This is a genomic window from Dyadobacter sp. BE31, from assembly GCF_031457695.1.
In the GTDB taxonomy this organism is placed as follows: domain Bacteria; phylum Bacteroidota; class Bacteroidia; order Cytophagales; family Spirosomataceae; genus Dyadobacter.
The window spans coordinates 141,630-162,478 of sequence record NZ_JAVDXA010000001.1 but is presented as its reverse complement, the minus strand read 5'-3'; the positions used below and the strand labels follow the sequence as shown (position 1 = coordinate 162,478).

Below are 20,849 nucleotides of genomic sequence, written 5' to 3'. Positions count from 1 at the left end.
CAATGCATACCGCTACAATTACCAGTCAGGAAATTCAGGCCAAAATTGATTTGAAAACCAAGCCGCTGGGCGCGTTGGGTAGTCTCGAAAAACTGGCATTTCAGATTGCTTCGGTGCAGGATACTTTGTCGCCGGAGCTTGTAAACCCGCATGTCATTGTTTTTGCGGCCAGTCATGGGATAGCTTCGGAGGGTGTGAGCGCCTATCCGTCGGAGGTAACGCCACAGATGGTATTCAACTTCATAGGCGGTGGTGCGGCGATCAACGTTTTTACACGGCAGCATGGCATTAACCTTTTATTGGTGGATGCAGGTGTGGATTATGATTTTGGTCAAAATGAAAAGCTGATTGACGCAAAGATCAATTTTGGTACCAAAAGCTTTGTACAACAACCTGCGATGACGGCAGTGGAATGTCGCCGATGCCTGGAAAAAGGCGCCGAATTGGTCCGGGAAGTGCAGCAGACGGGTTGTAATGTGATCGGTTTTGGTGAAATGGGCATTGGTAACACTTCTTCGGCGTCTGCGCTCATGAGCCGCTTGCTGAATATTCCGGTGGCTGAATGCGTAGGAAGGGGTACCGGGCTCGACGAGGCGCAGCTGGACAGAAAAACAGCAGTATTAACCAACGCATTGAAACACCACCAAAATGTACCTAACGACGCCGAATCGGTGTTGGCGGCATTTGGCGGGTTTGAGATCGCCATGATGTGCGGTGCGATGCTCGAAGCTGCGCGATTGGGTATGCTTGTGCTGGTGGATGGTTTCATCGCGTCCGTCAGTTATTTGTGTGCCTTTCAAATGGCCCCGTCGGTTCAGCGATATGCCGTTTTTTGCCATCAATCCAATGAAAGAGGCCATCGGTTGCTGCTGCAATCACTGGGCGCGGATGCATTGCTGAAACTGGATATGCGCCTTGGCGAAGGGACTGGGTGCGCGCTAGCTTATCCGCTGTTGCAAAGTGCGGTTGCATTTCTGAATGAAATGGCGAGTTTTGAAAGCGCAGGTGTGAGCCAGAAAACGGAGGATCCTGCTGAAAACCGATAACCGATGTCCTACGTCCGTCACCAGTTGGATCTGTTTTTCACGGCATTGCAATTCTACACCCGGCTGCCTGCACCGAAGTGGCTGGTTTACCAGCCCGAAAACCTCAGTCTGGCGACGGCCTACCTGCCATTTGTAGGTTGGATCGTGGGTTTTACTGCCGGAACCGTTTGGTGGGCGGCGGATTATCTCACAAACCCTTCGATAGCTGTTCTGTGCTCCATGGTCACTTCCATTCTACTGACCGGTGCATTTCACGAAGATGGATTTGCGGACGTATGTGATGGTTTCGGGGGCGGGTGGACGCGGGAAAAGATCCTGGAAATCATGAAGGACAGTCGCGTAGGCACTTATGCTTCCGTGGGCCTGATACTGATTCTCGCATTGAAATTCGCATTGCTGCAATCCATTGCCGGGCGAGAAAATAGTATGATAGGCATGCTCGTTAGCGGGCACGCATTGAGCAGACTAATGCCTGTATTTGTCATTTATATGATCCCTTACGCACGTGATACCGATAGCAAAGCAAAGCCGGTTGCTGAGAAGCCGCCTTTTGGGGTGCTTATCTCGGCTATTGTCTTTGGGGTTTTGCCTTTGTTTGGCATGGTGGTATATCTGGGGCTGCCGCAACTTTTGGCAGTAATCCTGGTTTTGGGGTTGATCACGATCCTGTTGGCGCGCTATTTCAAAAAATGGATCGGCGGCTATACTGGCGACTGCCTCGGTGCCATTCAACAGGTTTGTGAAGTTGCATTCTATTTTTTCATCGTTGTGCTATGGAAGTTTATCTGATCCGCCACACGACGCCGGTTTTCGAGCCAGGGCTGATTTACGGGCGGAAAGAGCTTTTGCTGCACGCCGATTTTGAATCCGAACTGGCAGCCATACGCTCGCAGCTCGATACGGATTTTGAAATAACCTATTCCAGTCCGGCATTCCGATGCACCGAGCTTGCCCGGGCACTTTCACCTACGTTTTCGACCGATTTTCGTTTACAGGAACTGGATTTCGGAGAATGGGAAGGCAAAACCTGGGATACCGTCGATCGGCGAGCACTGCAGGTGTGGATGGACGACTACGTGAACGTACGCACGCCCGGAGGCGAGAGCATGATGCAGATGTACGCGCGGGTGAGCGAGTTCTGGTCAGAACTGGGGCAATCTCCATACGGGAAAGTTGCCATTGTGACACACGCAGGTGTGATCCGCTTGATCCTCTCGATTGTTAACGAAATAGCACTGACCAATATATTTGACATCAAAGTGGCCTACGGAGAAGTGATCCGGGTTCGCATTAGTAAGTAGCAATTCGTAATTTGGGGATAGAAATCAATCCCAAAATTACACCGCCATGAACCAGGAGTATATCGATAGCGTCAGAAAGCAGTTTGAATACTACAAAATGCTGGGTGAAAAGACCATCGCGCAACTCAGCGACGAGCAGCTTTTCTGGAAATACAATGAGGAAAGCAACAGCATTGCCAGCATTGTGAAACATTTATGGGGCAATATGCTTTCCCGCTGGACCGATTTCCTGACAACAGACGGAGAAAAGGAATCGCGCAACCGCGACGCTGAATTCGATAACGACATCAACGACCGCGAGGATCTTCTTGCGAAGTGGAATGAGGGCTGGAATTGCCTTTTCAATGCGCTGGATTCACTGAATGCATCGAATTGGGATACCGTTGTTTACATTCGGAATCAGGGGCATTCGGTGATGGAAGCCGTTAACCGGCAGCTGGCGCATTATCCCTATCATGTGGGGCAGATTGTGTTTATCGGGAAAATGGCGCTGGACGAAAAATGGTCGTCGCTTTCGATCCCGCGCGGCAAATCGCAGAACTATAACAGTGAAAAATTCGCGCAGCCCAAGACCAGGACGCATTTTACCGATGAGTATCTCAAAAAGTAGGGGCGGGTCGGCTCATGTCATGAACCAGTAAACTGCGAGTGCAGCCAGCAGTAGAAATGCAGCCGCAATAATCTGAATAAAACCGTTTTTACGGTAGAAGGGGATCGGCTGTTCGTCCCGGGTTTCTTCGGCGACCATACTTTGCCGCAAACGTCCCAAAAGCCGACTGGATACCGCCGGTTCGATCTCCTCGCTTTTTGTAAAGATTTTACCAGCCTCCGAAGTCATTACTTCATCGAAAACCCATTTGCCTGCCGGTGTCTGCAGGTGGCGAAGCAGTTCGTCCTGCTCGTGACCGTCGCACTGGTTCGAGATATATTTGTAAACGAGGTTCCTGATATGAATTTCCTTATCCATTGATCTGGCCCGGTTCGGAATGGTCAAAGTTGCAGCACAGCCTGGTCCTTGCCTGCGCGCGTAAGCGTATGAAAAATTTGACTTTTGCAGATTTTAAGCAGGTAGCATTTCAGCGAAGACTCGTTATTCAATCCATCGCGGTTCTCCCACAATTTCAGGAATACATCGTGTACAGCTTCTTCGGCATGTTCTGTGGACTTCAAAAACCGTAATGCAAAGCGAAACAAATAGGCGTGGTAGGTTTCATAAACCCTTGTAAAAGAGGGTATGTCGCCATTGCGAATGCTTGCTGCAAGGATATGATCCTGCATGATCGGTTCTTTCATATTTCAGGTTTTGCGGGCTACGTTTGAATTTCAGATATAAGCAAGTTACTAATAATTTCTACTTTTTGTAACCTACAACGCGGTAGAAACAACTCCAATTGTGTCGAATCAGACATATAACGTTCTGACGGTGGCGCAAATGCCCCCTAATACTGCCGTTTTCACACAGCGCCCAACCTTCTGGCACCTATTAGTTTTGTATCAACCAAATCAATCAAACAAAACCTGTATAAACCAAAAGAAATCATGGAAGCTACATTTGTTACCCCAGCCGCAAAAGGTCGCACCGATAAGACCGCACTTGCTGGCAAGATTATCAGCGCGTTGTGTGTTTTGTTTCTCCTTTTCGACGCACTAGGCAAGGTATTTAAGGAATCGCATCATATGGAAGGCTCCGTTGCGCTGGGCTGGCCTGCCGACCAGGTACAGAGCATCGGAATCGCGCTGCTGATCTCCACCATCCTTTATATTATTCCCCGCACTTCCATTCTGGGAGCCATTTTAATTACGGGTTACCTCGGCGGAGCAATCGCCGTCATGGTTCGCGCAGGCCAGCCGTTGTATTTTGCAGCTGTGTTTGGTGTGCTCGTGTGGGCGGGTTTGTACTTGCGCGATGAGCGGGTGCGGTCGTTGATTCCCTTCAAGAAATAGCAGTCAGATTACACTTCATTAACAAATACGGGTCGGATAGCTGATGGCTCCCGACCCGTTTTCGTAATTATCGTTCTATACCATGCCACCCATCAACGGGTCGGTTTTCGTGACGGCGCCGGTTTCAACGTGTCCTGCGAAGCGCTCTTCGTAGTCGTCATAACCTTGCACTTTTACGCTGAAATCGTACCAATGGAATGATTTGTCCAAATCCAGGACAAGGGAAGCCTTGCCGCCGACGGCGAATGTCTTGTTTTTGACGCCGGTTTTGTAACTATTATCCTCAATTATAACATGATGCGGTTTGGAATCTAAATTTTCGATCATTACTACCACATTACCGGTCGGTTTCGAGGCCTTAACCTCATATTCGCAGCTTACTTTCAGTTTTGGATTAGCCGTATTGCCCATGAATTCGCGGTAGAAGCCATTTGGGCCATAGATGCGGAGGTGGTAGGCATTGTTTTCAAAATCGGCGAGCTGCCAATCGTCGGTTAATTTGTCGCCGGCTGCAACACTGTAATCCCAGGAGCGGAGCGTTTCATTGCGATAAGTTTTCATGGCATACACGCGGTAAGGAATACCACTGGCTTTGCTTCCGAAATGCTGGTTGCCAGCCTCGAACGACAGTTGAAGTGCGTCTCCGGATTTGCTAAGCTGCGCATTCACAAACGGTTCATAAGGCAATGCGCAGGCCGGCCGCACGCCTTTTTCTTGAACGGGGAATAATGCCGATGTTTTCGGGCCTTTATTCAGCTCTGCCAATTCGGCAGCGCCAAGCTTTTTGAAATTCTCGGGAGCATGCTTGAATTGCGCCTGGTGAATGCTTTCTATGAACGGTTTTTGTTCAAGAAAGACCGGCTTTTCGATCTTTTCGCCATTATAGGGCCTGAATACCGACGTGAGGTCACCGCAGATGGTCCGGCGCCATTTGGTGATATTCTCCTCGTGTACTTTTTTGTTAAACTTCTTTTCCAGAAAGTTTTCCAGGAATTGAAGCGAAGAGGTATGATCAAATACTTCTGAATTTACGTAACCGCCTCTTGACCAGGGCGACGCGATGATCATCGGCACGCGGTAACCAAGGCCGATAGAGCCTTCGCGAATGCTGGCCGGGTCGGCCGAAGGGTTGGTTTGCTGGTCAGCTAATGCGAAATCCATCTTCGGATCGATGCCCGCGGATACTTTGCCAGTGCCTTCTTTGTAAGGATTGGGAACGGTAAATGGCGGCAAATGGTCGAAATAGCCGTCGTTTTCATCATAAGTCACGATGAAAATGGTCTTTTTCCAAACCTCGGGATTTTGCAGCAAGATCTCCATGGCTTCGCTCACATACCATGGGCCAAACCACGGCTCGCCGGGGTGATCGGAGAAATGCGCAGGCGGCATCAGCCAGGATACCGTCGGCAATGTGCCGTTCTTTACGTCCTCCCTGAACTGGTGGAACACATCGCCTTTCGGGACATTCAAAGTCCTTTCAGTACCGTTGTCGGAGTACTGCATCGACGTCAGTTCGTGGAAATTCGGGTCTTTGATATTGGTACTGAATGCCTTGTCGTTCAATTTCTTATCCTTGTCCGAAAGCCTGGCGTAGGTGTCTTTGTTGAATTTCGTTTGGGCTGTTTCAATGTTTTTCAGCAGTCTTTTGGCCGCTGCAAGCCGCGTCGCCGCGCGCGAATCGGTGGCGGCTTGCTTTTCGAGATCGGCGATCGTTTGGACTACCGTCTGCCGTTTGCTTTCAAGGTTAGCGATCCCGCCCTCATGGAACCGCACATTGTAAGTTTTGAAATACTCCAACACATTGGTACCAAAGTTGCTAAGCCATGCGCTCTCTTCTCCTTTGAGGCCGTAACCCATCGTGAGCTCATTCTGGTACACTTTCCAGTTGATACCGTTTTCTTCGAGCCGCTCGGGGTAGGTTTTCCATTCGAGCTCCGGGTATTCGTAGTTGCTGATATTCCACAAATGCGCGAGGCCGGCGGGCTCGTTTTTCTCGCGCACGGTGCCCGTCATCCAGTAGTAGCGGTTGGGGTGCGTGCCGGTAATGCTCGAACAGAAATTGTGGTCGCAAACGGTGAACGCGTCGGCGAGGGAGTAGTAGAACGGGAAATCCGAACGATCGCAGTAGCCCATGGTGAGCGGGATATGCGCATATTGCTTGTTCCGCGGGGCTTTTACGTCGAGCCAGCGGTCGTACTTGCCATTGTTCATGGCGTCGGTCTGGTCGGTCCAGCCGTGCGGGATGGAGCCCATCCAGGCCACTTTAGTATCTTTTACATTGAGACGGAAAGGCCCGTAAGTTTCACCGGCCTTGTTGGTCTGGAACCACACTTTGTTCTTATCGGCCAGATCTATCGCCCGTGGGTCATTGAAACCTCTCACCCCCTGCAACATGCCCAGCTGGTGGTCAAACGAGCGGTTTTCCTGCATCAGGAACACAATGTGCTCGGCATCATAAAAGGTGCTGCCTGGCGCGGGATCGATCGCCAGGGCTTTTTGTATCACAGGCGGGAGTGTGTTCGCCATTGCGCCCGTACCTGCGAGGAGGGCTGCTTTTTTCAGAAAATCTCTTCTCGAATCCATTAAATCGGTGAGTTTAGGACTTCAAAATTATTCCCGGGACCGTTACCGGTTGTTAACCGAGGGTTATGATTTGATCATTTTTATATCGCTATATTTGAGAAAAGCACTTTCAAGCACATATCTATGGCAGCCATCGAATCAATTAAAGAAAAACCGATGAACCTGGCGGCCGGGCATTTTATTGAACACATTGAAAAATACCGCTCACCGGTCGAGGCTATGAAGCAGATGCGCTATTTCAAGACCGGCGAGGGACAATATGGCGAGGGGGACGTGTTCATGGGTGTGCGCATGGGGCAGATTTTCGAAATGGCGAAGGCGTACATCCATATGCCTTTGGAAGAAATCGAATTGCTGCTTCAAAGTCCGATTCACGAAATCCGTACGGGCGCATTGAGCATTGTCGACAAGCAATCCAGAAGCAAGAAAATTACGTTGGATCAACGGAAGCTGCTATATGAATTGTATTTGCGTAACACGCACAGGATCAATAACTGGGACCTCGTGGATATTTGCGCGCCGCGTGTGGTAGGAGGGTATTTGTATGTTTCGGGAGAGCCAAGGGACGTGCTTTACAACCTGGCTGTTTCCGAAAACATTTGGGAGCGCCGGACGGCCATTGTCGCCACGGGGTATTTCATCCGAAAAGGTGATATAGAAGATACTTTCCGGATCGCGGAGCTGCTTTTAAACGACCGGGAAGACCTTATTCATAAAGCAACCGGCTGGATGCTACGCAGCGCCGGACAAGTGAACCGGCCGCAGTTGCAGAAATTTCTGGACAAATATGCCGCTACCATGCCCCGGACCCTGCTTCGTTACTCGATCGAACATTTCGACAAGCCTTTGCGCAGTCATTACATGGGTTTGAAAAGGGCAGGGTAGCGGCTTTTGAGGTTGCCTCCTGACGGGTTATTTCGCTGGTGTGATCACGATGTTGCGGTATTCAACCGGACCGTGGTCGCCCTGGATGTAGAGCGGGCCTGCTTCGCCTTCGTTGCTATCCAATGCACCGCCGGTAATGCCGGGGATTTCCTGGTTGCTGATCACCGTCTTGCCATTTGCCACGAGCGTGAGCATGCGGCCCACCAATGTGATATCGAACGTGTTCCATTCGCCGGCTTCTTTGGCTACCATCTCGCTTGGCGTAATGAAACCGTAGATTGCGCCCATCTGATCGAGGGCCGGCTCCATGCCTTTGCCGTCGGTGATTTGTACTTCGTAGCGACCGCGCAGGTACACACCGCTGTTGCTGCCTTTCGGAATGCGGAACTCGATGTGCAGTTTGAAATCATTGAATTTCTGGTCGGTCACCAGGTTTGCACCCGATTTCGGGCTGCGGAGAATGCCGTTTTCGGCAACCCACTGGTTTTCGCCTGTCGCATGCCATCCTTTGATTTCGTTGCCGGCCGTCAGTTTGATCGGCGTTCCCCACGCCGGTGTAGCTTTTCCACGCAGTGACGGGGCGCGTACGCCTTTGTAGCTGTACGTCTTGCCGTCGGGCGTGGTGAGCGATCCGGTAATCGCGTCGCCGGAAACGGTCCCTTCCACTTTCAGGTCGCTTTCGCCGCGCTCCCATTGTGGCGGGATCGAGAAGTCGAATTTGCCTTCCTTAAAATGGATCACCGAAATAGGCCGTGCGCTGCCGGAAAAACCGGTAAACTGGCCTACGAGTGTTTTGGTACCCGAGTGGCGCACTTCCAGCCACGACGGTAACACTTTGCCATTCGCATCTACGGAAATGTCCCAGCGTCCTTCGATCGGCGAGGCGAGCGGGGCGTTATCAGCTTGGGTCGAAAAGGTTGCCATCAGCAGGGCACCCGCCGAGAGCATCAAGTTCCGGGAAACCCGGTACAGATTGGTTTGGAATACTTTCTTCATAAATTTTTTAGGTATTAAAGGGTGGGAAAGTTAGAGATAAAAATCAATTTTCTGGAATACTTAGCTGGTAGCTTGTGCTGCGCCCACCTCCGGAAGCGCTAAGGCATTGAATTTCTGCAAGGTGCTGCAAGTCGCGGGTGGCGGTAGCTTTGGAGGTTTTGGTGATCGACATGTATTTCTTGGCGGTCATACCGCCTTCGAAACCATTCGGACCCGTTTCGAGCATTTTCTGGATCACTTTTGTTTCCCGTTCGTTGAGTAAATCTTTGAAACGATCGAAAAAGCGGGTTTTCTTCAATGTAAAATCCAGTATGTTCCGCGTCTCGATTTGTGCGTCTACGATGGTTTGCACAAAGTAGCGGATCCAACTGGTGATGTCAATGTGTTTTTGGGCGGTTTCCAGCGATTGGTAATACTTTTTGCGCTCCGCTTCGATCGTCCGGGAGAGGCTCAACATGACCGGCCGACCGATGGTTTGCGACAATGCCTTTTCGGCGATCACGCGTCCGATCCGTCCGTTACCATCCTCGAAAGGGTGAATGGTCTCAAAATATAAATGCGCAATGGCAGAGCGTACGGGCGCTTTGGTAATTTCTTTCGGGCCCCCCGGTGCGGTCGCATTAAACCATTTGATAAATCGTGCCATTTCCGCAGGGACTCGCTCAGAGGGCGGTGCTTCGAAATGCACTTTTTCTTTGCCAATGGAGCCGGAGACGACTTGCATAGGGGCCGCATCCTTACGCCACGCGCCGGTGGTGATGGTCTTGCTGTCTTTAAGCAATGTTTGGTGCCAAGCAAAAAGCATTGCCTCCGTAAGCGGTTCCGCGTAGAAGTTGCGCGCATTCACCATGAGCTCGGCTGCACCCTGTGCCTTCCGGTCCTTCACCGGTTCTGGTTTTTGGGCGATGCCGAGGTTGTTTCTGATGGAAGAAACCACATCCTGCCGGCTCAGAAACTCGCCTTCGATTTCCGACGTTTTAATCGCCTCAGCGACGAGCGTGTTGATCAGCGTTTCCACTTGCAGTGCATCGGGCGTACCCTTCAAAATGCCGCTGATATGGCCCGTTTCTTCGGCAAAAAGGAACAGGATATCTTCCGTACCGGTAAGGTCATACCGGAATTCGGGCCATTCAGGATGTTGCCAAATGTAAGTCATGAGCCGATTGGAAACGTTATTCGGCTCAAATGTAGCAAAATTTTGAGCCGAATAATCTCGTTATTCGGCTCAAATGTCATAAGATTCTCAAAATCAGTCTATCCTGGCATAGCCCGTCTACACTTGACAACACTTGACCACCCCTGACCTCTTTTTACAAAAACGGTACAATGCAAATTGACGGATTGGATCAGTTATTGCAGCGATTTTCTCGTAAACTTTGAGAAAACAAACTGACAGCTATGAAACGGATTGCGCAGATAACAGACATTCATTTAATGGAAGAATGGTCGGCCAGGCATGGGGCCGATACGGATTCGAATTTGAAACTGGTTTTGCAGGATGTCGGTGCGCGTGGGATCAGAAATGTGATTTTTACGGGTGATATCGGGCATGCGGATGCTTATCAACGCTTTTTCGCATTGCTCAAAGACTTTCATTTTACGGTCATTCCAGGCAACCACGATACGTTTGCGGACATTAAACCGTATTATTTTCCGGAGTACCTGAAAACGAAAGCTGAAATGTTTCATGCCACGGAGGAAGAATATTTTAAGTATATTTTCCTCGATTCTTCGTCCGATTCTATCAGTGAAATTCAGTTGCAATGGCTGGAAAATGAATTGGTTACGACAAAGCATGTGCTGCTTTTTATCCATCATCCTGTGTTGCAGGTGCTTACTGCGGTGGATTTTAAATACCCATTATTAAACCGCAATGCCGTGAAGGACGTGCTTGTGCGCAGCGGGCGCGAGATCACCGTTTTTTGCGGGCATTATCATACCGATGATTTTACCAAAGAAGAGAATATTACGCAATATGTAACTCCCGCTGCATCGGTGCAGATGGAGAAGAACCCGCTGGAAATTGTGATCCATAGCCGGTACTACGGCTACCGCATTATAGAGCTGGAAGGCCGGGCGGTTGGTACGCATGTGGTACTGAACCACGGAAAGGGGTTCGATGTGGTTGATTAAAACAAAGGACCACGATCCTGAGACCGCAGCCCTTGCATTCGCCAGCGTTTGCATTGCTCCCTTACGCGTTCGCGTGCGAAGATTGGCGTTGGTAACGTTTCAGCATTCGTAGGAAACGTACCATCAAAAAACTGTTGTCAAGCGCATTGGCCGTGTTTTGTAAACCCAAATTCCATTCGCTCGTGGGGCGGAGGTGGTGGTGCAGCATATCGATGTAAAGCATTTCCACTTCCTCCATGTCGATGTCGTTACTTAGTAAGTCGTTGATAATTTCCTGTGCGCTCTGCGCTGACTTTGTTTGTTGATACTGCATAATGACTGTTCAAGATCGTTATGCGCAACAAAGAACGGTGCCGCACTTGCCGTTGCTCACCTCATCACAAGGAACGGAACATAACTCCATTACGACCACGGCACCGTTCTCTGGTGCGTCAAAAAACATGTAGCCATATAAAATGCCTACGACTTTGTGTCATGCAGTTATGTTTCGATAATGATGATTTGAGCGTCACAAACTTATATGCATTTATTGCCGCTTACAACTGTTCTACACGCCCAAAACGCCATAACATATCAAGTGGTTGGTATCAATGAGCCTTCGTCAGATAATCTGCTTCGAGGGCTGAAAAAGAATGCGTAACTTGCTAGTAGAAACAAGAGAATCTTATGAAACTGCAAGGCATTAAAAGTGAATACACGCAAAAGGGTAAGTTGAAAAAAGTGACGATCAATGCGGCTTCCAAATCGGAGTTCGTGGAAGATTTACTTGACTTGATTGCGGTGGAGGCAACCAAAAATGACTCAACAAAACCATTTGAAGAAGTAGTGGCGAGGCTCGATAAAAAACACGGAATAAAGCGTTGAAATACAAAATTGTAATTACACACACTGCCGAAAAATGTTTGAATAAGCTAGCTAAGAGGAACTATGATCTGGTAATCAGAGCCATTTACTCGCTGGCTAATAATCCCTATCAATCAGGTACCAAAAAGTTACAAGGTGCCGAAGATGTTTATAGAGTCAGGGCTGGAAACTACCGCATTTTGTATAGAGTAAGCAACGGAGAATTGACCGTCACCGTCATCAAAATTGGTGATAGAAAGGATGTATATAATTAATTACTGAACTCACCTATACGATTTCCTGCCGTGATCGATTAGTTAAATCGATAGTCTTCACAGGTTTTTGCGCCGCTTACTAATTCCAATACCCAATAATGCATTGGTATTTAGGTAATTCGCATTCAGATGTCGCTTTTTTACAATACAGGCTTTCGGAATACCCCTAGTTTTGTAGCGTCAATATAAAAAAGCCCTTTTCATAAATGATGAGTTCAGGTTATCAGGAATTTAAACCATCTGCCGAATTACAGCCCTATGTGGAGTGCTACTGGTTGCACCGGTTCGAAACGGTGGGCGAGCGCGAGTCGCCCGTGCAGCGCTGCATGCCGTTCGGTACGCTGGAATTGATCCTGCACCTGGATGATAACCGGTGCAATGCGTTTTTCGACGGGCAGTGGGAGAAGCTGCCGCCAGCGTTCCTGGTGGGTTTGTACCGCGATGCCGTGCAATGGAAAACCGTCGGGTCGTGCAGAAAATTCGGAATACGGTTGCGGCCCGAAAGTGCGCTGGAACTGTTCCGCATACCGATCGCGCCGCTCTTTAACCAGTTTACAGATGTCGAAAGCTATTTCGGAAGCGAGATAAACCGACTCGTGGATGACGTATATGGAGTACAGGACATGGAGGAGGTCGTTCGCATTACGGAGGTGTTCCTGTCTGGGCTTTTGAAAAATACCCGCTCGAAAGGGCATCATATTTCACAAGCGACGCGGCTGATCCGTCAGACGCAAGGCCGGCTGTCCATCGATGCTTTGAGCGAAAACCTGTACATCGGCAGGCGGCAGCTCGAAAGGATTTTCAAAGACCATTACGGCACCACACCGAAGATGTACCAGCGGATTATCCGGTTCAGGAATGCTTATGAATCGTTTTGCAGCATGTCGTCGACGCCCAACTGGGCCGAGGTTTCTTATAAATTCGGCTATTCCGACCAGGCGCATTTTATCCGCGATTTCAAAGAATTTACCCAGGAAATACCAACCAATATATTTCAAGACCGATACCAATATTTCAGGCTGCCCGACAAGCAGGTGCGGTTTGCCTGATCCCAGTTTTTAACTTTAAATCTATTTACCATGAAACTTGTTTATTTGGCTGCTTCGGCGGCTGTATGGTCCATTTGTGCTTTTACAAAACAGGCTGACGCACCCAAAAACGTGATGCTTGCCCCTGTGGAAACGGTGGCGAAGTCATCCCAAACGGTTGCCGATTCAAAGGACGACGTTGTGAAAAGGGGACAATACCTGGTTACCATCATGGGATGCGCGGATTGCCACGCTCCCAAGAAAATGACGGCGCAAGGGCCGGCACCGGATATGGACCGCTTCTTGTCGGGGCACAATAGCGCCCAGCCAATGGGTACTTTTGATAAAAGCATCCTCAAAACCGGCGAATGGGTGGTGTTCAACGGACAAAGCACGGCTTTCGCGGGTCCGTGGGGGATGTCGTTTGCAGCTAACCTGACGCCCGACGAGACCGGGATCGGTAACTGGTCGTTCGAGCAGTTCAATACCGCCATGCGCAAAGGAAAGTTCAAAGGCCTCGAAAACAGCCGCCCGCTCATGCCGCCTATGCCGTGGTTCAATTACGTGAATATGGCCGACGGCGATATGCGAGCGATTTTTGCTTACCTGAAATCCATCAAACCGGTTTCCAACGTAGTGCCATCGTACATTCCGCCTGCGCCCTGAGTGCATTACGGCTGCTTGACGGTCAATACTTTCAATACCGAATCCTCTTTTAAGTAGAGATATTGTTCGCGGGTCTGGTCGCCCATATAGGCAGCCAGGTCCGCCTCCGATTCAAAACTCACCAAATGTACTTCATAAGGCGCTTCCAGCTCGCCTTCGATCAACTGTTCCGGGCTTGTGCGAAGCCTCAGGAGCAGTTTTCCGTTGTATTGCGGTATCAGCGGCAGCACCAGCGACTCGAATTGCTGGAAAATGTCCCCCTTACCTTCTTTGATATAGACAAATTGCGTGATCGTTACCATGGTCGTGCGGTAGTTTTGTTCCCCAATCTCGAAAAGAATTTACATTCGCTGCAACTTTCATATTTGAAACATCCTCTTTGAAACAAATTGATGGCCATCAATATAAGGAATGGGAAAGCTCTTCCCATTGAGTAATTTTTGTGTTTTTATTCAAAAAATATTCCACCCCTTGATAGCCATGAGAACGAAGAAAATCCACTATGCCTTTTTGCTGGCACCGGCCCTCTGGCTGGCCAGCCTTGCGCCGACTACCGCTCAGGTAGCAAGCAAGAAGTCCGCGAACGCACAGCTCGTTGCCGGGCAGCTCGCCGCCGGGCAGCCGTATGTAGAATCCGACAAAGGTTACTGGCAGGTCCACACTGACCCGAACTCCCGCAACACCGTAGTGCAGTTCTTCGACGGCAATAATCAATTGTTGTACCAGGAGTCGATGGCGCGCAAGTATGTTAAGCTGTCGAGGCGGAATGTCAGGCTTTTTGATGATCTGCTGGCCAAATTGATGGCCCGCGAATTATTGTCCGAAAAGGTGAAAGCCTACGATATCGTTGCCGATAGCCGAACAGATTACCGCAGTGCGTCGGAGCCGGAATGGGCAGCGCCAAGCGTGAATGTGAAAACGGCCATGTCGAACGTGTATGTGGTGCAAAACGGAAAAATGAAAGTCATTCTCAAAAATCCTGCGCAGGAATCATACGATATCCGCATTATAGACAGCGAACTGCGCACGATTTACCATGAACAGGTTAAAGACCTCAGTTACGGACGTTGGTTTGATGTGTCGAAACTCGCGGAGGGGACTTATAGCGTACATATCGCCAGTCCGAGGAAGAAATTGAATTACAAGTTGGTGGTCGATGATTTCCTGGGCTACCGGCTTGAAGATTTAAAATGATGTTGTAGTCAGATTTGTGAGTTACAAAACGGCCTCCGGTTTCCGGAGGCTATTTTTTTGGCGGCTGGGGGTATTGTTTATGTCAAATGCATTAATTTACTTTGTAATACAAAGTACTTTTAAAATATGCTATGAAAGTAAAAATGATCCTGCCGGCACTGACAGAAGCGGAGAGTCCGCTGTGGCGCCCCATTAAGTATTCGCTGTTTCCGCCCCTGGGGCTAGCCACGCTGGCGGCCTTTCTTTCACCCGAAGACGAAATCGACCTGCAAGACCAGCATGTGGAGGCGCTTCGACTGGACGACACGCCGGACCTGGTAGTCATCCAGGTTTACATTACCAATGCTTTCAGGGCGTACGGTATCGCGGATGCATACCGGAAAAAGGGGAGCTATGTTATTTTGGGCGGCTTGCATGTGACTTCGCTCCCGCACGAGGCCATGGCACATGCGGATAGCATTTTCATTGGTCCGGGTGAGGATACATTTCCGCAGTTTCTGGTAGATTTCAAAAACCGTACTCCAAAGCCGGTTTACACATCGACCGTGAGAACACTGGTCGGAATACCGCCCATTCGCCGGGACCTCATCAAGCGCAACCTGTATCTTGTACCCAACTCCATTGTCGTCACCAGGGGATGCCCGCACCATTGCAGCTTCTGTTATAAAGATGCGTTTTTTGAAGGTGGAAGGACTTTTTATACCCAGCTGGTCGACGACGCGCTCGCGGAAATTGACCGGTTGCCCGGGCGGCATTTGTATTTCCTGGACGACCATCTGCTGGGCAATGCGAAATTTGCGGAGTCGCTGTTTGAGGGAATGCGGGGAATGAACCGCGTGTTCCAGGGAGCTTCCACGGTGGATGCCATATTAAGAGGGAACCTGATTGAAAAAGCTGCCGAAGCGGGTTTGAGAAGCCTTTTTGTAGGTTTTGAAACATTCTCACCCGAAAACCTGAAACAGAGTAATAAGAAGCAAAACCTGGAAAAGGATTATGCAAAAGCAGTGAACCGGCTGCATTCCCTGGGGATCATGATCAATGGAAGCTTTGTATTTGGATTGGACGAGGATGATAGCGACGTGTTCAAGCGGACTGTCGACTGGGGTGTTAACCACGGTATCACCACTTCGACCTATCATATATTGACGCCTTATCCCGGTACGGAATTGTACAAAAACATGGAAACTGCCGGGCGGATACTGACCCGTAACTGGGACCGGTACGACACCCGGCATGTGGTGTACAAAACCATGGGGCTTAGTGCCGAAGCATTGGAGAAGGGCTATTGGTGGGCGTATGAAACATTTTATAGTTGGAAAAATATATTCAAATCAAGCTTTCGGCATGATTCCGTGAAGCATATTGCCAAGCATTTTTTGTACACGGGTGGCTGGAAAAAGTTTGAGCCGCTTTGGAATTTTATCATTAAAACGGAAGGGCTGAATGCCATGCTGCCGTTGTTGGAATCTATATTGTCGAAGGTTAAACCGCGAAACGGCGGAGAAAGACAACCCGATCGTCCCGAGTTAATCAGACCAGAACCGTTAACCCTGCATTGAAATGTTTAAAATGAATTATTTAACAGCTGCATTAGTGATTTTCGTGCTTGAAGTATTGATTGCCTTGTATGTGCACGACGACTTTGTGCGGCCGTGGGGTGGAGATGTGCTGGTGGTCGTGTTACTGTATTGCTCTGTGCGCGGTGTTACCCGGTTGAATGTACTGTCGGCGGCATTGGCGGTTTGGGTATTTGCCTGCTTTATCGAATCGTTGCAATACCTGCAAATCGTCAGGATACTCGGTTTGGAAGACAATGCATTTGCCCGGACGATCATCGGGACGACCTTTTCGTGGTCGGATATCGTTGCTTATACATTGGGCATTGTGTTGGTGGTGGGAGTAGAGGTGGTAATGAGCAAAAGGCAAGCGGTATGAAATGGTTTGTGGAAGAAGGTTCGATCGTGCGGGAAATCTGGGGAAAGGCGGACACGATATTGTTCATTTTTGCGGGGGCGTCGGCTGAATTTGCCCTCAATAAGTCGGTAGACTGGCTTTATTTTACCGGAAAACTCCCCGCGGACCCGCTGGGAAGGCTCTTTTCGACCGTCGGTTATGCGAGGCAAATCGTGTTTTCGGAGTACGACGACGCCATGCGGGCCATTCGTCAGATCGCGTCGATCCACCAGGGTGTGGAGCGGAGCCGTAATGCCCGCATTCCCGACAGCGCTTACCGTGACGTGCTTTTTATGCTTATCGACTATTCGATCCGCTCGTTCGAACTGCTGGAAAGAAAACTGACCACCGCCGAAAAGGAGGAGCTTTTCAATGTTTTTCACGCAGTAGGAGAGGGTATGGGTGTCCCTGGGCTACCCGCGAGCCTTCGCGCATGGGAGCGGATGCGTGCGGAGCATTTGCAGGAAAACCTCGTCAAAAGCCGTTTCACCGTCGATCTTTATAAACAATACCGGAAACAGCTCGGCTGGTACCGGTACCATTTGCTCCGGAATGTGCAAATGCGGCTCGTGCCCGAACGCGTGAATGCATTGCTCGGCCTGGGGCAAGGCTGGCTTGTGGGTCTGCTGCTTCCCGTTTACAAATTTAGCCGGCAACTGGGTGTCGGTACATTTTTGCGCAATATGCTCCTGCCGGAAAACTACAAAATGCAGGTTATCGACCTCGATATGGCTGTACACTGATCACCGGAAATCACGTGATGACGGGAAAATCTCTGCTTGTACGTTCCTGCGCGGCTGCAACTTCCGGGCTTTGGCCTGTGATTCGTACTCGTCCTTTTCATCAGCTCGTGATAATGTGAGCACATCGGGCTCCTGCTCCGCGCTTGCTGCAAGATTTCGGAGCAATCCGGATGCATTAATGCATTTGGTCACCACCACATGTATCACCGAACTCTCCTTTTGCACTTTACCCTCAACCATCAGCAATTTGGATCGTAACACTTCCTTGCGATAGGTATCAAACATGTTTTGGAAAACGACCAGGTTCGCCGTGCCGGTTTCGTCTTCCACAGTAATAAAACAAATGCCGCTGGCTGTCCCGGGCCGTTGCCGTACCAGTACCAGGCCCGCTACTTTCACGATTTGACCATCCTTGATATTTTCGAGCTCTTTGCTGGTTACCGCGCCGAGTGCATTGAGTTGCTCGCGCACAAAACTGACCGGGTGTTGTTTCAACGAAAGCGACGTGGCCGCATAATCATGGATGACGTGCTCGGAGAGCGTCATTTGGGGCAATTGCACATCCTCTTCACCGGCGCTGGGCGACGGCTGCCCTTGGAAAAGACCAATCGGCCTGTCGGCCAATGCGGAGGCCTCCCAGAATGCCTGCCGACGATCGAAACCGATAGACCGGAATGCATCGGCATCAGCCAGTTTTTCCAGCGCGGTATGCGAAATCCCCGCTTCGAGCAATTGGTGGATGTGGGTAAATGGCCTGGTTCGGGCCGCCGTCAGAATTTGCATTTCTTCCTCCTTTAACCCTTTTACCTGCCTGAAACCCAGTCTTAATGCGCATCGTTCGCCGGGAACGTTTTCAAGGGTATTGTCCCAAAAGGAGTGATTAATGTCGATCTCCCTAACTTTCACGTCATGGTTCCGCGCATCGATCACGATCTGAGCCGGCCGGTAAAAACCCATAGGCTGGCTATTGAGCAGCGCCGCCGCAAAGACATCGGGATAGTGGCATTTGATCCACGAAGAAACGTAGACAAGCAATGCAAAACTCGCCGCATGACTTTCCGGGAAACCGTAGCTTCCGAAACCTTCGAGTTGTTTGAAGATGCGCTCGGCGAAGTCTTTTTCGTAGCCATTATCCACCATGCCGTTGATTAGCTTGTCCTTTAATTTCGTAACAATGCCTTTGGATTTGAAGGTGGCCATGCTTCTTCGCAATTCATCCGCCTCAGTGGGTGAAAAACCGGCTGCCACGATTGCGATTTTCATTGCGTGTTCCTGGAAAAGAGGTATCCCCAATGTTTTCTTCAAAATATCTTCCAGTTCCTTTTTGGGATATTCTATCGGCTCTTCTCCGTTTCTTCGACGTAAATAAGGATGCACCATATCGCCTTGAATCGGTCCAGGACGTACTATGGCCACTTCAATTACAAGGTCATAAAAACGTTCTGGTTTTAATCTCGGGAGCATCGACTGCTGGGCTCTACTTTCTATTTGGAAAACACCGATTGTGTCGGCTTTGCAGATCATTTTATAAACTTCAGGGTCTTCGGGTGGGATAGTGGCAAGAGTGTAATCCTGATTATAATGTTTTTTGAGAAGATCAAAAGCTTTACGAATACATGTAAGCATTCCTAGTGCCAGCACATCTATTTTTAGGAAACCTAATGCATCGATGTCATCTTTATTCCATTCAATGCAGGTTCGGTCTTCCATGCGTGCATTGAGGATAGGGCAGAGATCGGAAAGCTTGCCTTGTGTGATTACAAAACCGCCTGTATGTTGGCCGAGTTGGCGAGGGAAGCCCATGTATTGCCGGGTCAGATCGAGGATTTTAATCAAATGCGGATCATTGGGATTGAAGCCATGCTCGGTAATCAGCTTGCCATCAAACCATTCATCTGTAAACTCCCATAATGAACTGGATAGCCGGTTAATGGCGTCCATAGACATACCCATGGCCTTAGCCACATCGCGTACTGCACCTTTTTGATGCACTTGCGTAACTGTCGCGACGATACCCGCCCGGTCACGGCCATATTTGTTATAAATGTATTGCATTACTTCCTCCCGCCGCTCATGCTCAAAGTCTACATCAATATCGGGTGGTTCATTGCGGGCAGAAGAAATGAAACGTTCGAAAAGCAGGTCAATCTTTAATGGATCTACCGCAGTAATACCCAGGCAGTAGCAAATCACAGAGTTGGCAGCAGAACCGCGCCCTTGGCAGAGGATTTTTTGTTCGTTTGCAAAGCGGACAATATCATACACCGTCAGAAAATAAGAGGCATAATCCATTTCCTCTACGAACTTGAATTCGTGTAGAATTTTAGCATGTATGTCAGGGCGAATGCCATCCGGAAATCGCTTTTTAGCTCCAATCCAGGTCAAATGTTTCAACTCCTCCAAAGGCGTCCTCCCCTCGGTAGTCAACTCCTCGGGATACACATATTTCAAACTACTCAGCGAAAACTGGCAGGCATCCGCGATTTCCTGCGTGCGCTCGATGGCCTCCGGGAATTTCAGGAACAGTCGCTGCATTTCGGCGGCGGGTTTTAGATACCTTTCCGCGTTTTCGTGCAACCGGTAACCGGCATTATAAATGGTGCATTTCTCTCGCACGCATGTGAGCACGTCCTGCAACTCGCGCCTTTGCAGGTTGTGGTAATGCACGTCGTTGGTGGCTACCAGCGGGATGTCGAACCGCTGAGAAAGCTGGTCGAGGCGGTAGAGCTTTTTCATATCATCCCCCTGGTAGGAGCGTATGGCGCCGAGGTAGAGGCTGGTGCCCAGGGCATCGCGGTACTCTTTCAGGTTTCGGGTAAATGAAGGGTCAAAATCGAAAGACTCATTTAAGGCGGATGGCGGCACGGCTATGAACTTGGTGCCTTCGGCATGCTGGTATACATCCGCCTTGTATAGGTCGCATTTGCCTTTTTCGGTGCGGAGATTCCCTTTGGTAAGCAATGCGGAAAGGCGGCTGTAAGCCTCCCGGTGGGTAGGGTAGGCGAGCAGGCTGGGGCCATCTAGCAGGTCGAGGCGGCAGGCCGGAATGATGCGGAAATCCTTGCCCTTCGCGGCCGCATGTGCACGTACGATGCCTGCGAGCGTATTGCGATCAGTGATGGCAATGGCATTGTAACCCAGCTCAATGGCATGTGCCACCAGTTCCTCGGGGTGCGATCCGCCCCGGAGGAAGCTGAAATTGGTCGTGACTTGTAATTCGGTGTAATGCATGATGATGAAGTGTAATTCGCGCAAACAG

At 49.8% G+C, this 20,849-nt stretch carries 23 protein-coding genes; 15 read left to right on the top strand and 8 right to left on the bottom strand.

Annotated features, from left to right (window positions below; genetic code table 11):
* The first annotated feature begins 2 nt into the window (after positions 1 to 2).
* Genes cobT through J2Y43_RS00675 form a run of 4 tightly spaced genes read left to right on the top strand, consistent with a single transcriptional unit; the run spans position 3 to position 2,957 of the window.
* Positions 3 to 1,046 (top strand): nicotinate-nucleotide--dimethylbenzimidazole phosphoribosyltransferase, encoded by a 1,044-nt coding sequence (cobT, locus tag J2Y43_RS00690; protein WP_309981714.1) that lies wholly within the window; start codon positions 3 to 5, stop codon positions 1,044 to 1,046.
* Between the two features lie 3 nt (positions 1,047 to 1,049).
* Positions 1,050 to 1,835 (top strand): adenosylcobinamide-GDP ribazoletransferase, encoded by a 786-nt coding sequence (locus J2Y43_RS00685; protein ID WP_309981715.1) that lies wholly within the window; start codon positions 1,050 to 1,052, stop codon positions 1,833 to 1,835.
* Entirely contained in the window at positions 1,820 to 2,347 is a 528-nt protein-coding gene (gene cobC / locus J2Y43_RS00680) for an alpha-ribazole phosphatase family protein (RefSeq protein WP_309981716.1), read from the top strand. The genes J2Y43_RS00685 and cobC overlap by 16 nt, the downstream gene beginning before the upstream one ends.
* 46 nt (positions 2,348 to 2,393) lie before the next feature.
* Positions 2,394 to 2,957 carry a DUF1572 domain-containing protein gene (locus J2Y43_RS00675; RefSeq protein ID WP_309981717.1) on the top strand — a complete coding sequence of 188 codons (564 nt, stop codon included), beginning with the start codon at positions 2,394 to 2,396 and terminating at the stop codon, positions 2,955 to 2,957.
* 12 nt (positions 2,958 to 2,969) lie between these two features.
* On the opposite strand, the gene J2Y43_RS00670 is transcribed toward J2Y43_RS00675, so the two are convergent.
* Both J2Y43_RS00670 and J2Y43_RS00665 read right to left on the bottom strand, forming a co-directional pair.
* Positions 2,970 to 3,314 carry a hypothetical protein gene (locus J2Y43_RS00670; protein WP_309981718.1) on the bottom strand — a complete coding sequence of 115 codons (345 nt, stop codon included), beginning with the start codon at positions 3,312 to 3,314 and terminating at the stop codon, positions 2,970 to 2,972.
* A 23-nt stretch (positions 3,315 to 3,337) separates the two neighbouring features.
* The gene (locus J2Y43_RS00665) at positions 3,338 to 3,640 is read right to left on the bottom strand and encodes a sigma factor (protein ID WP_309981719.1); all 303 of its coding nucleotides are present in this window, start codon (positions 3,638 to 3,640) and stop codon (positions 3,338 to 3,340) included.
* Between the two features lie 246 nt (positions 3,641 to 3,886).
* Here J2Y43_RS00665 and J2Y43_RS00660 point away from each other — a divergent pair, with 246 nt between their 5' ends.
* Positions 3,887 to 4,291, top strand: a complete 405-nt coding sequence (locus J2Y43_RS00660; RefSeq protein WP_309981720.1) for a DoxX family protein — start codon at positions 3,887 to 3,889, stop codon at positions 4,289 to 4,291.
* Positions 4,292 to 4,366: 75 nt separating this feature from the next.
* On the opposite strand, the gene J2Y43_RS00655 is transcribed toward J2Y43_RS00660, so the two are convergent.
* Complete coding sequence (locus tag J2Y43_RS00655) at positions 4,367 to 6,874, bottom strand: phosphocholine-specific phospholipase C (protein WP_309981721.1); 2,508 nt, start codon at positions 6,872 to 6,874, stop codon at positions 4,367 to 4,369.
* Between the two features lie 123 nt (positions 6,875 to 6,997).
* Between J2Y43_RS00655 and J2Y43_RS00650 the strand changes: the two genes are divergently transcribed.
* The gene (locus J2Y43_RS00650) at positions 6,998 to 7,759 is read left to right on the top strand and encodes a DNA alkylation repair protein (protein WP_309981722.1); all 762 of its coding nucleotides are present in this window, start codon (positions 6,998 to 7,000) and stop codon (positions 7,757 to 7,759) included.
* A 27-nt stretch (positions 7,760 to 7,786) separates the two neighbouring features.
* On the opposite strand, the gene J2Y43_RS00645 is transcribed toward J2Y43_RS00650, so the two are convergent.
* Together J2Y43_RS00645 and J2Y43_RS00640 are read right to left on the bottom strand one after the other, a co-directional pair.
* Positions 7,787 to 8,755, bottom strand: a complete 969-nt coding sequence (locus J2Y43_RS00645) for a DUF1080 domain-containing protein (RefSeq protein ID WP_309981723.1) — start codon at positions 8,753 to 8,755, stop codon at positions 7,787 to 7,789.
* A 43-nt stretch (positions 8,756 to 8,798) separates the two neighbouring features.
* Complete coding sequence (locus J2Y43_RS00640) at positions 8,799 to 9,911, bottom strand: Fic family protein (RefSeq protein WP_309981724.1); 1,113 nt, start codon at positions 9,909 to 9,911, stop codon at positions 8,799 to 8,801.
* Between the two features lie 242 nt (positions 9,912 to 10,153).
* On the opposite strand from J2Y43_RS00640, the gene J2Y43_RS00635 reads away from it, so the two are divergent.
* Positions 10,154 to 10,888 carry a metallophosphoesterase gene (locus J2Y43_RS00635; protein ID WP_309981725.1) on the top strand — a complete coding sequence of 245 codons (735 nt, stop codon included), beginning with the start codon at positions 10,154 to 10,156 and terminating at the stop codon, positions 10,886 to 10,888.
* A 61-nt stretch (positions 10,889 to 10,949) separates the two neighbouring features.
* Here the strand turns inward: J2Y43_RS00635 and J2Y43_RS00630 are convergent, their stop codons facing one another.
* On the bottom strand, positions 10,950 to 11,201 hold the full coding sequence (locus tag J2Y43_RS00630; RefSeq protein WP_309981726.1) for a hypothetical protein: 252 nt from the start codon (positions 11,199 to 11,201) through the stop codon (positions 10,950 to 10,952).
* Between the two features lie 353 nt (positions 11,202 to 11,554).
* Here J2Y43_RS00630 and J2Y43_RS00625 point away from each other — a divergent pair, with 353 nt between their 5' ends.
* The 4 genes from J2Y43_RS00625 (at position 11,555) to J2Y43_RS00615 (ending at position 13,700) form a co-directional block, all read left to right on the top strand.
* Positions 11,555 to 11,752, top strand: a complete 198-nt coding sequence (locus J2Y43_RS00625) for a hypothetical protein (RefSeq protein ID WP_309981727.1) — start codon at positions 11,555 to 11,557, stop codon at positions 11,750 to 11,752.
* Positions 11,749 to 12,006 (top strand): type II toxin-antitoxin system RelE family toxin, encoded by a 258-nt coding sequence (locus J2Y43_RS33495; protein ID WP_409014404.1) that lies wholly within the window; start codon positions 11,749 to 11,751, stop codon positions 12,004 to 12,006. The genes J2Y43_RS00625 and J2Y43_RS33495 overlap by 4 nt, the downstream gene beginning before the upstream one ends.
* 206 nt (positions 12,007 to 12,212) lie before the next feature.
* Positions 12,213 to 13,055 (top strand): AraC family transcriptional regulator, encoded by an 843-nt coding sequence (locus J2Y43_RS00620; RefSeq protein WP_309981728.1) that lies wholly within the window; start codon positions 12,213 to 12,215, stop codon positions 13,053 to 13,055.
* A gap of 30 nt (positions 13,056 to 13,085) precedes the next feature.
* Positions 13,086 to 13,700: a c-type cytochrome gene (locus J2Y43_RS00615; RefSeq protein WP_309981729.1), complete on the top strand. Its 615-nt coding sequence runs from the start codon at positions 13,086 to 13,088 to the stop codon at positions 13,698 to 13,700.
* Positions 13,701 to 13,705: 5 nt separating this feature from the next.
* Here J2Y43_RS00615 and J2Y43_RS00610 read toward each other — a convergent pair whose 3' ends face one another.
* Positions 13,706 to 14,002: a DUF1330 domain-containing protein gene (locus tag J2Y43_RS00610; protein ID WP_309981730.1), complete on the bottom strand. Its 297-nt coding sequence runs from the start codon at positions 14,000 to 14,002 to the stop codon at positions 13,706 to 13,708.
* A 178-nt stretch (positions 14,003 to 14,180) separates the two neighbouring features.
* On the opposite strand from J2Y43_RS00610, the gene J2Y43_RS00605 reads away from it, so the two are divergent.
* From J2Y43_RS00605 to J2Y43_RS00590, 4 genes are all read left to right on the top strand, one after another.
* Positions 14,181 to 14,894 carry a hypothetical protein gene (locus J2Y43_RS00605; RefSeq protein WP_309981731.1) on the top strand — a complete coding sequence of 238 codons (714 nt, stop codon included), beginning with the start codon at positions 14,181 to 14,183 and terminating at the stop codon, positions 14,892 to 14,894.
* A 131-nt stretch (positions 14,895 to 15,025) separates the two neighbouring features.
* Positions 15,026 to 16,453, top strand: a complete 1,428-nt coding sequence (locus tag J2Y43_RS00600) for a B12-binding domain-containing radical SAM protein (RefSeq protein ID WP_309981732.1) — start codon at positions 15,026 to 15,028, stop codon at positions 16,451 to 16,453.
* Between the two features lie 10 nt (positions 16,454 to 16,463).
* Positions 16,464 to 16,829 (top strand): DUF2809 domain-containing protein, encoded by a 366-nt coding sequence (locus J2Y43_RS00595; RefSeq protein WP_309981733.1) that lies wholly within the window; start codon positions 16,464 to 16,466, stop codon positions 16,827 to 16,829.
* Positions 16,826 to 17,590 (top strand): oxygenase MpaB family protein, encoded by a 765-nt coding sequence (locus tag J2Y43_RS00590; protein WP_309981734.1) that lies wholly within the window; start codon positions 16,826 to 16,828, stop codon positions 17,588 to 17,590. The genes J2Y43_RS00595 and J2Y43_RS00590 overlap by 4 nt, the downstream gene beginning before the upstream one ends.
* Here J2Y43_RS00590 and J2Y43_RS00585 read toward each other — a convergent pair whose 3' ends face one another.
* Positions 17,591 to 20,821 carry an error-prone DNA polymerase gene (locus tag J2Y43_RS00585; protein ID WP_309981735.1) on the bottom strand — a complete coding sequence of 1,077 codons (3,231 nt, stop codon included), beginning with the start codon at positions 20,819 to 20,821 and terminating at the stop codon, positions 17,591 to 17,593.
* Positions 20,822 to 20,849 lie beyond the last annotated feature (28 nt).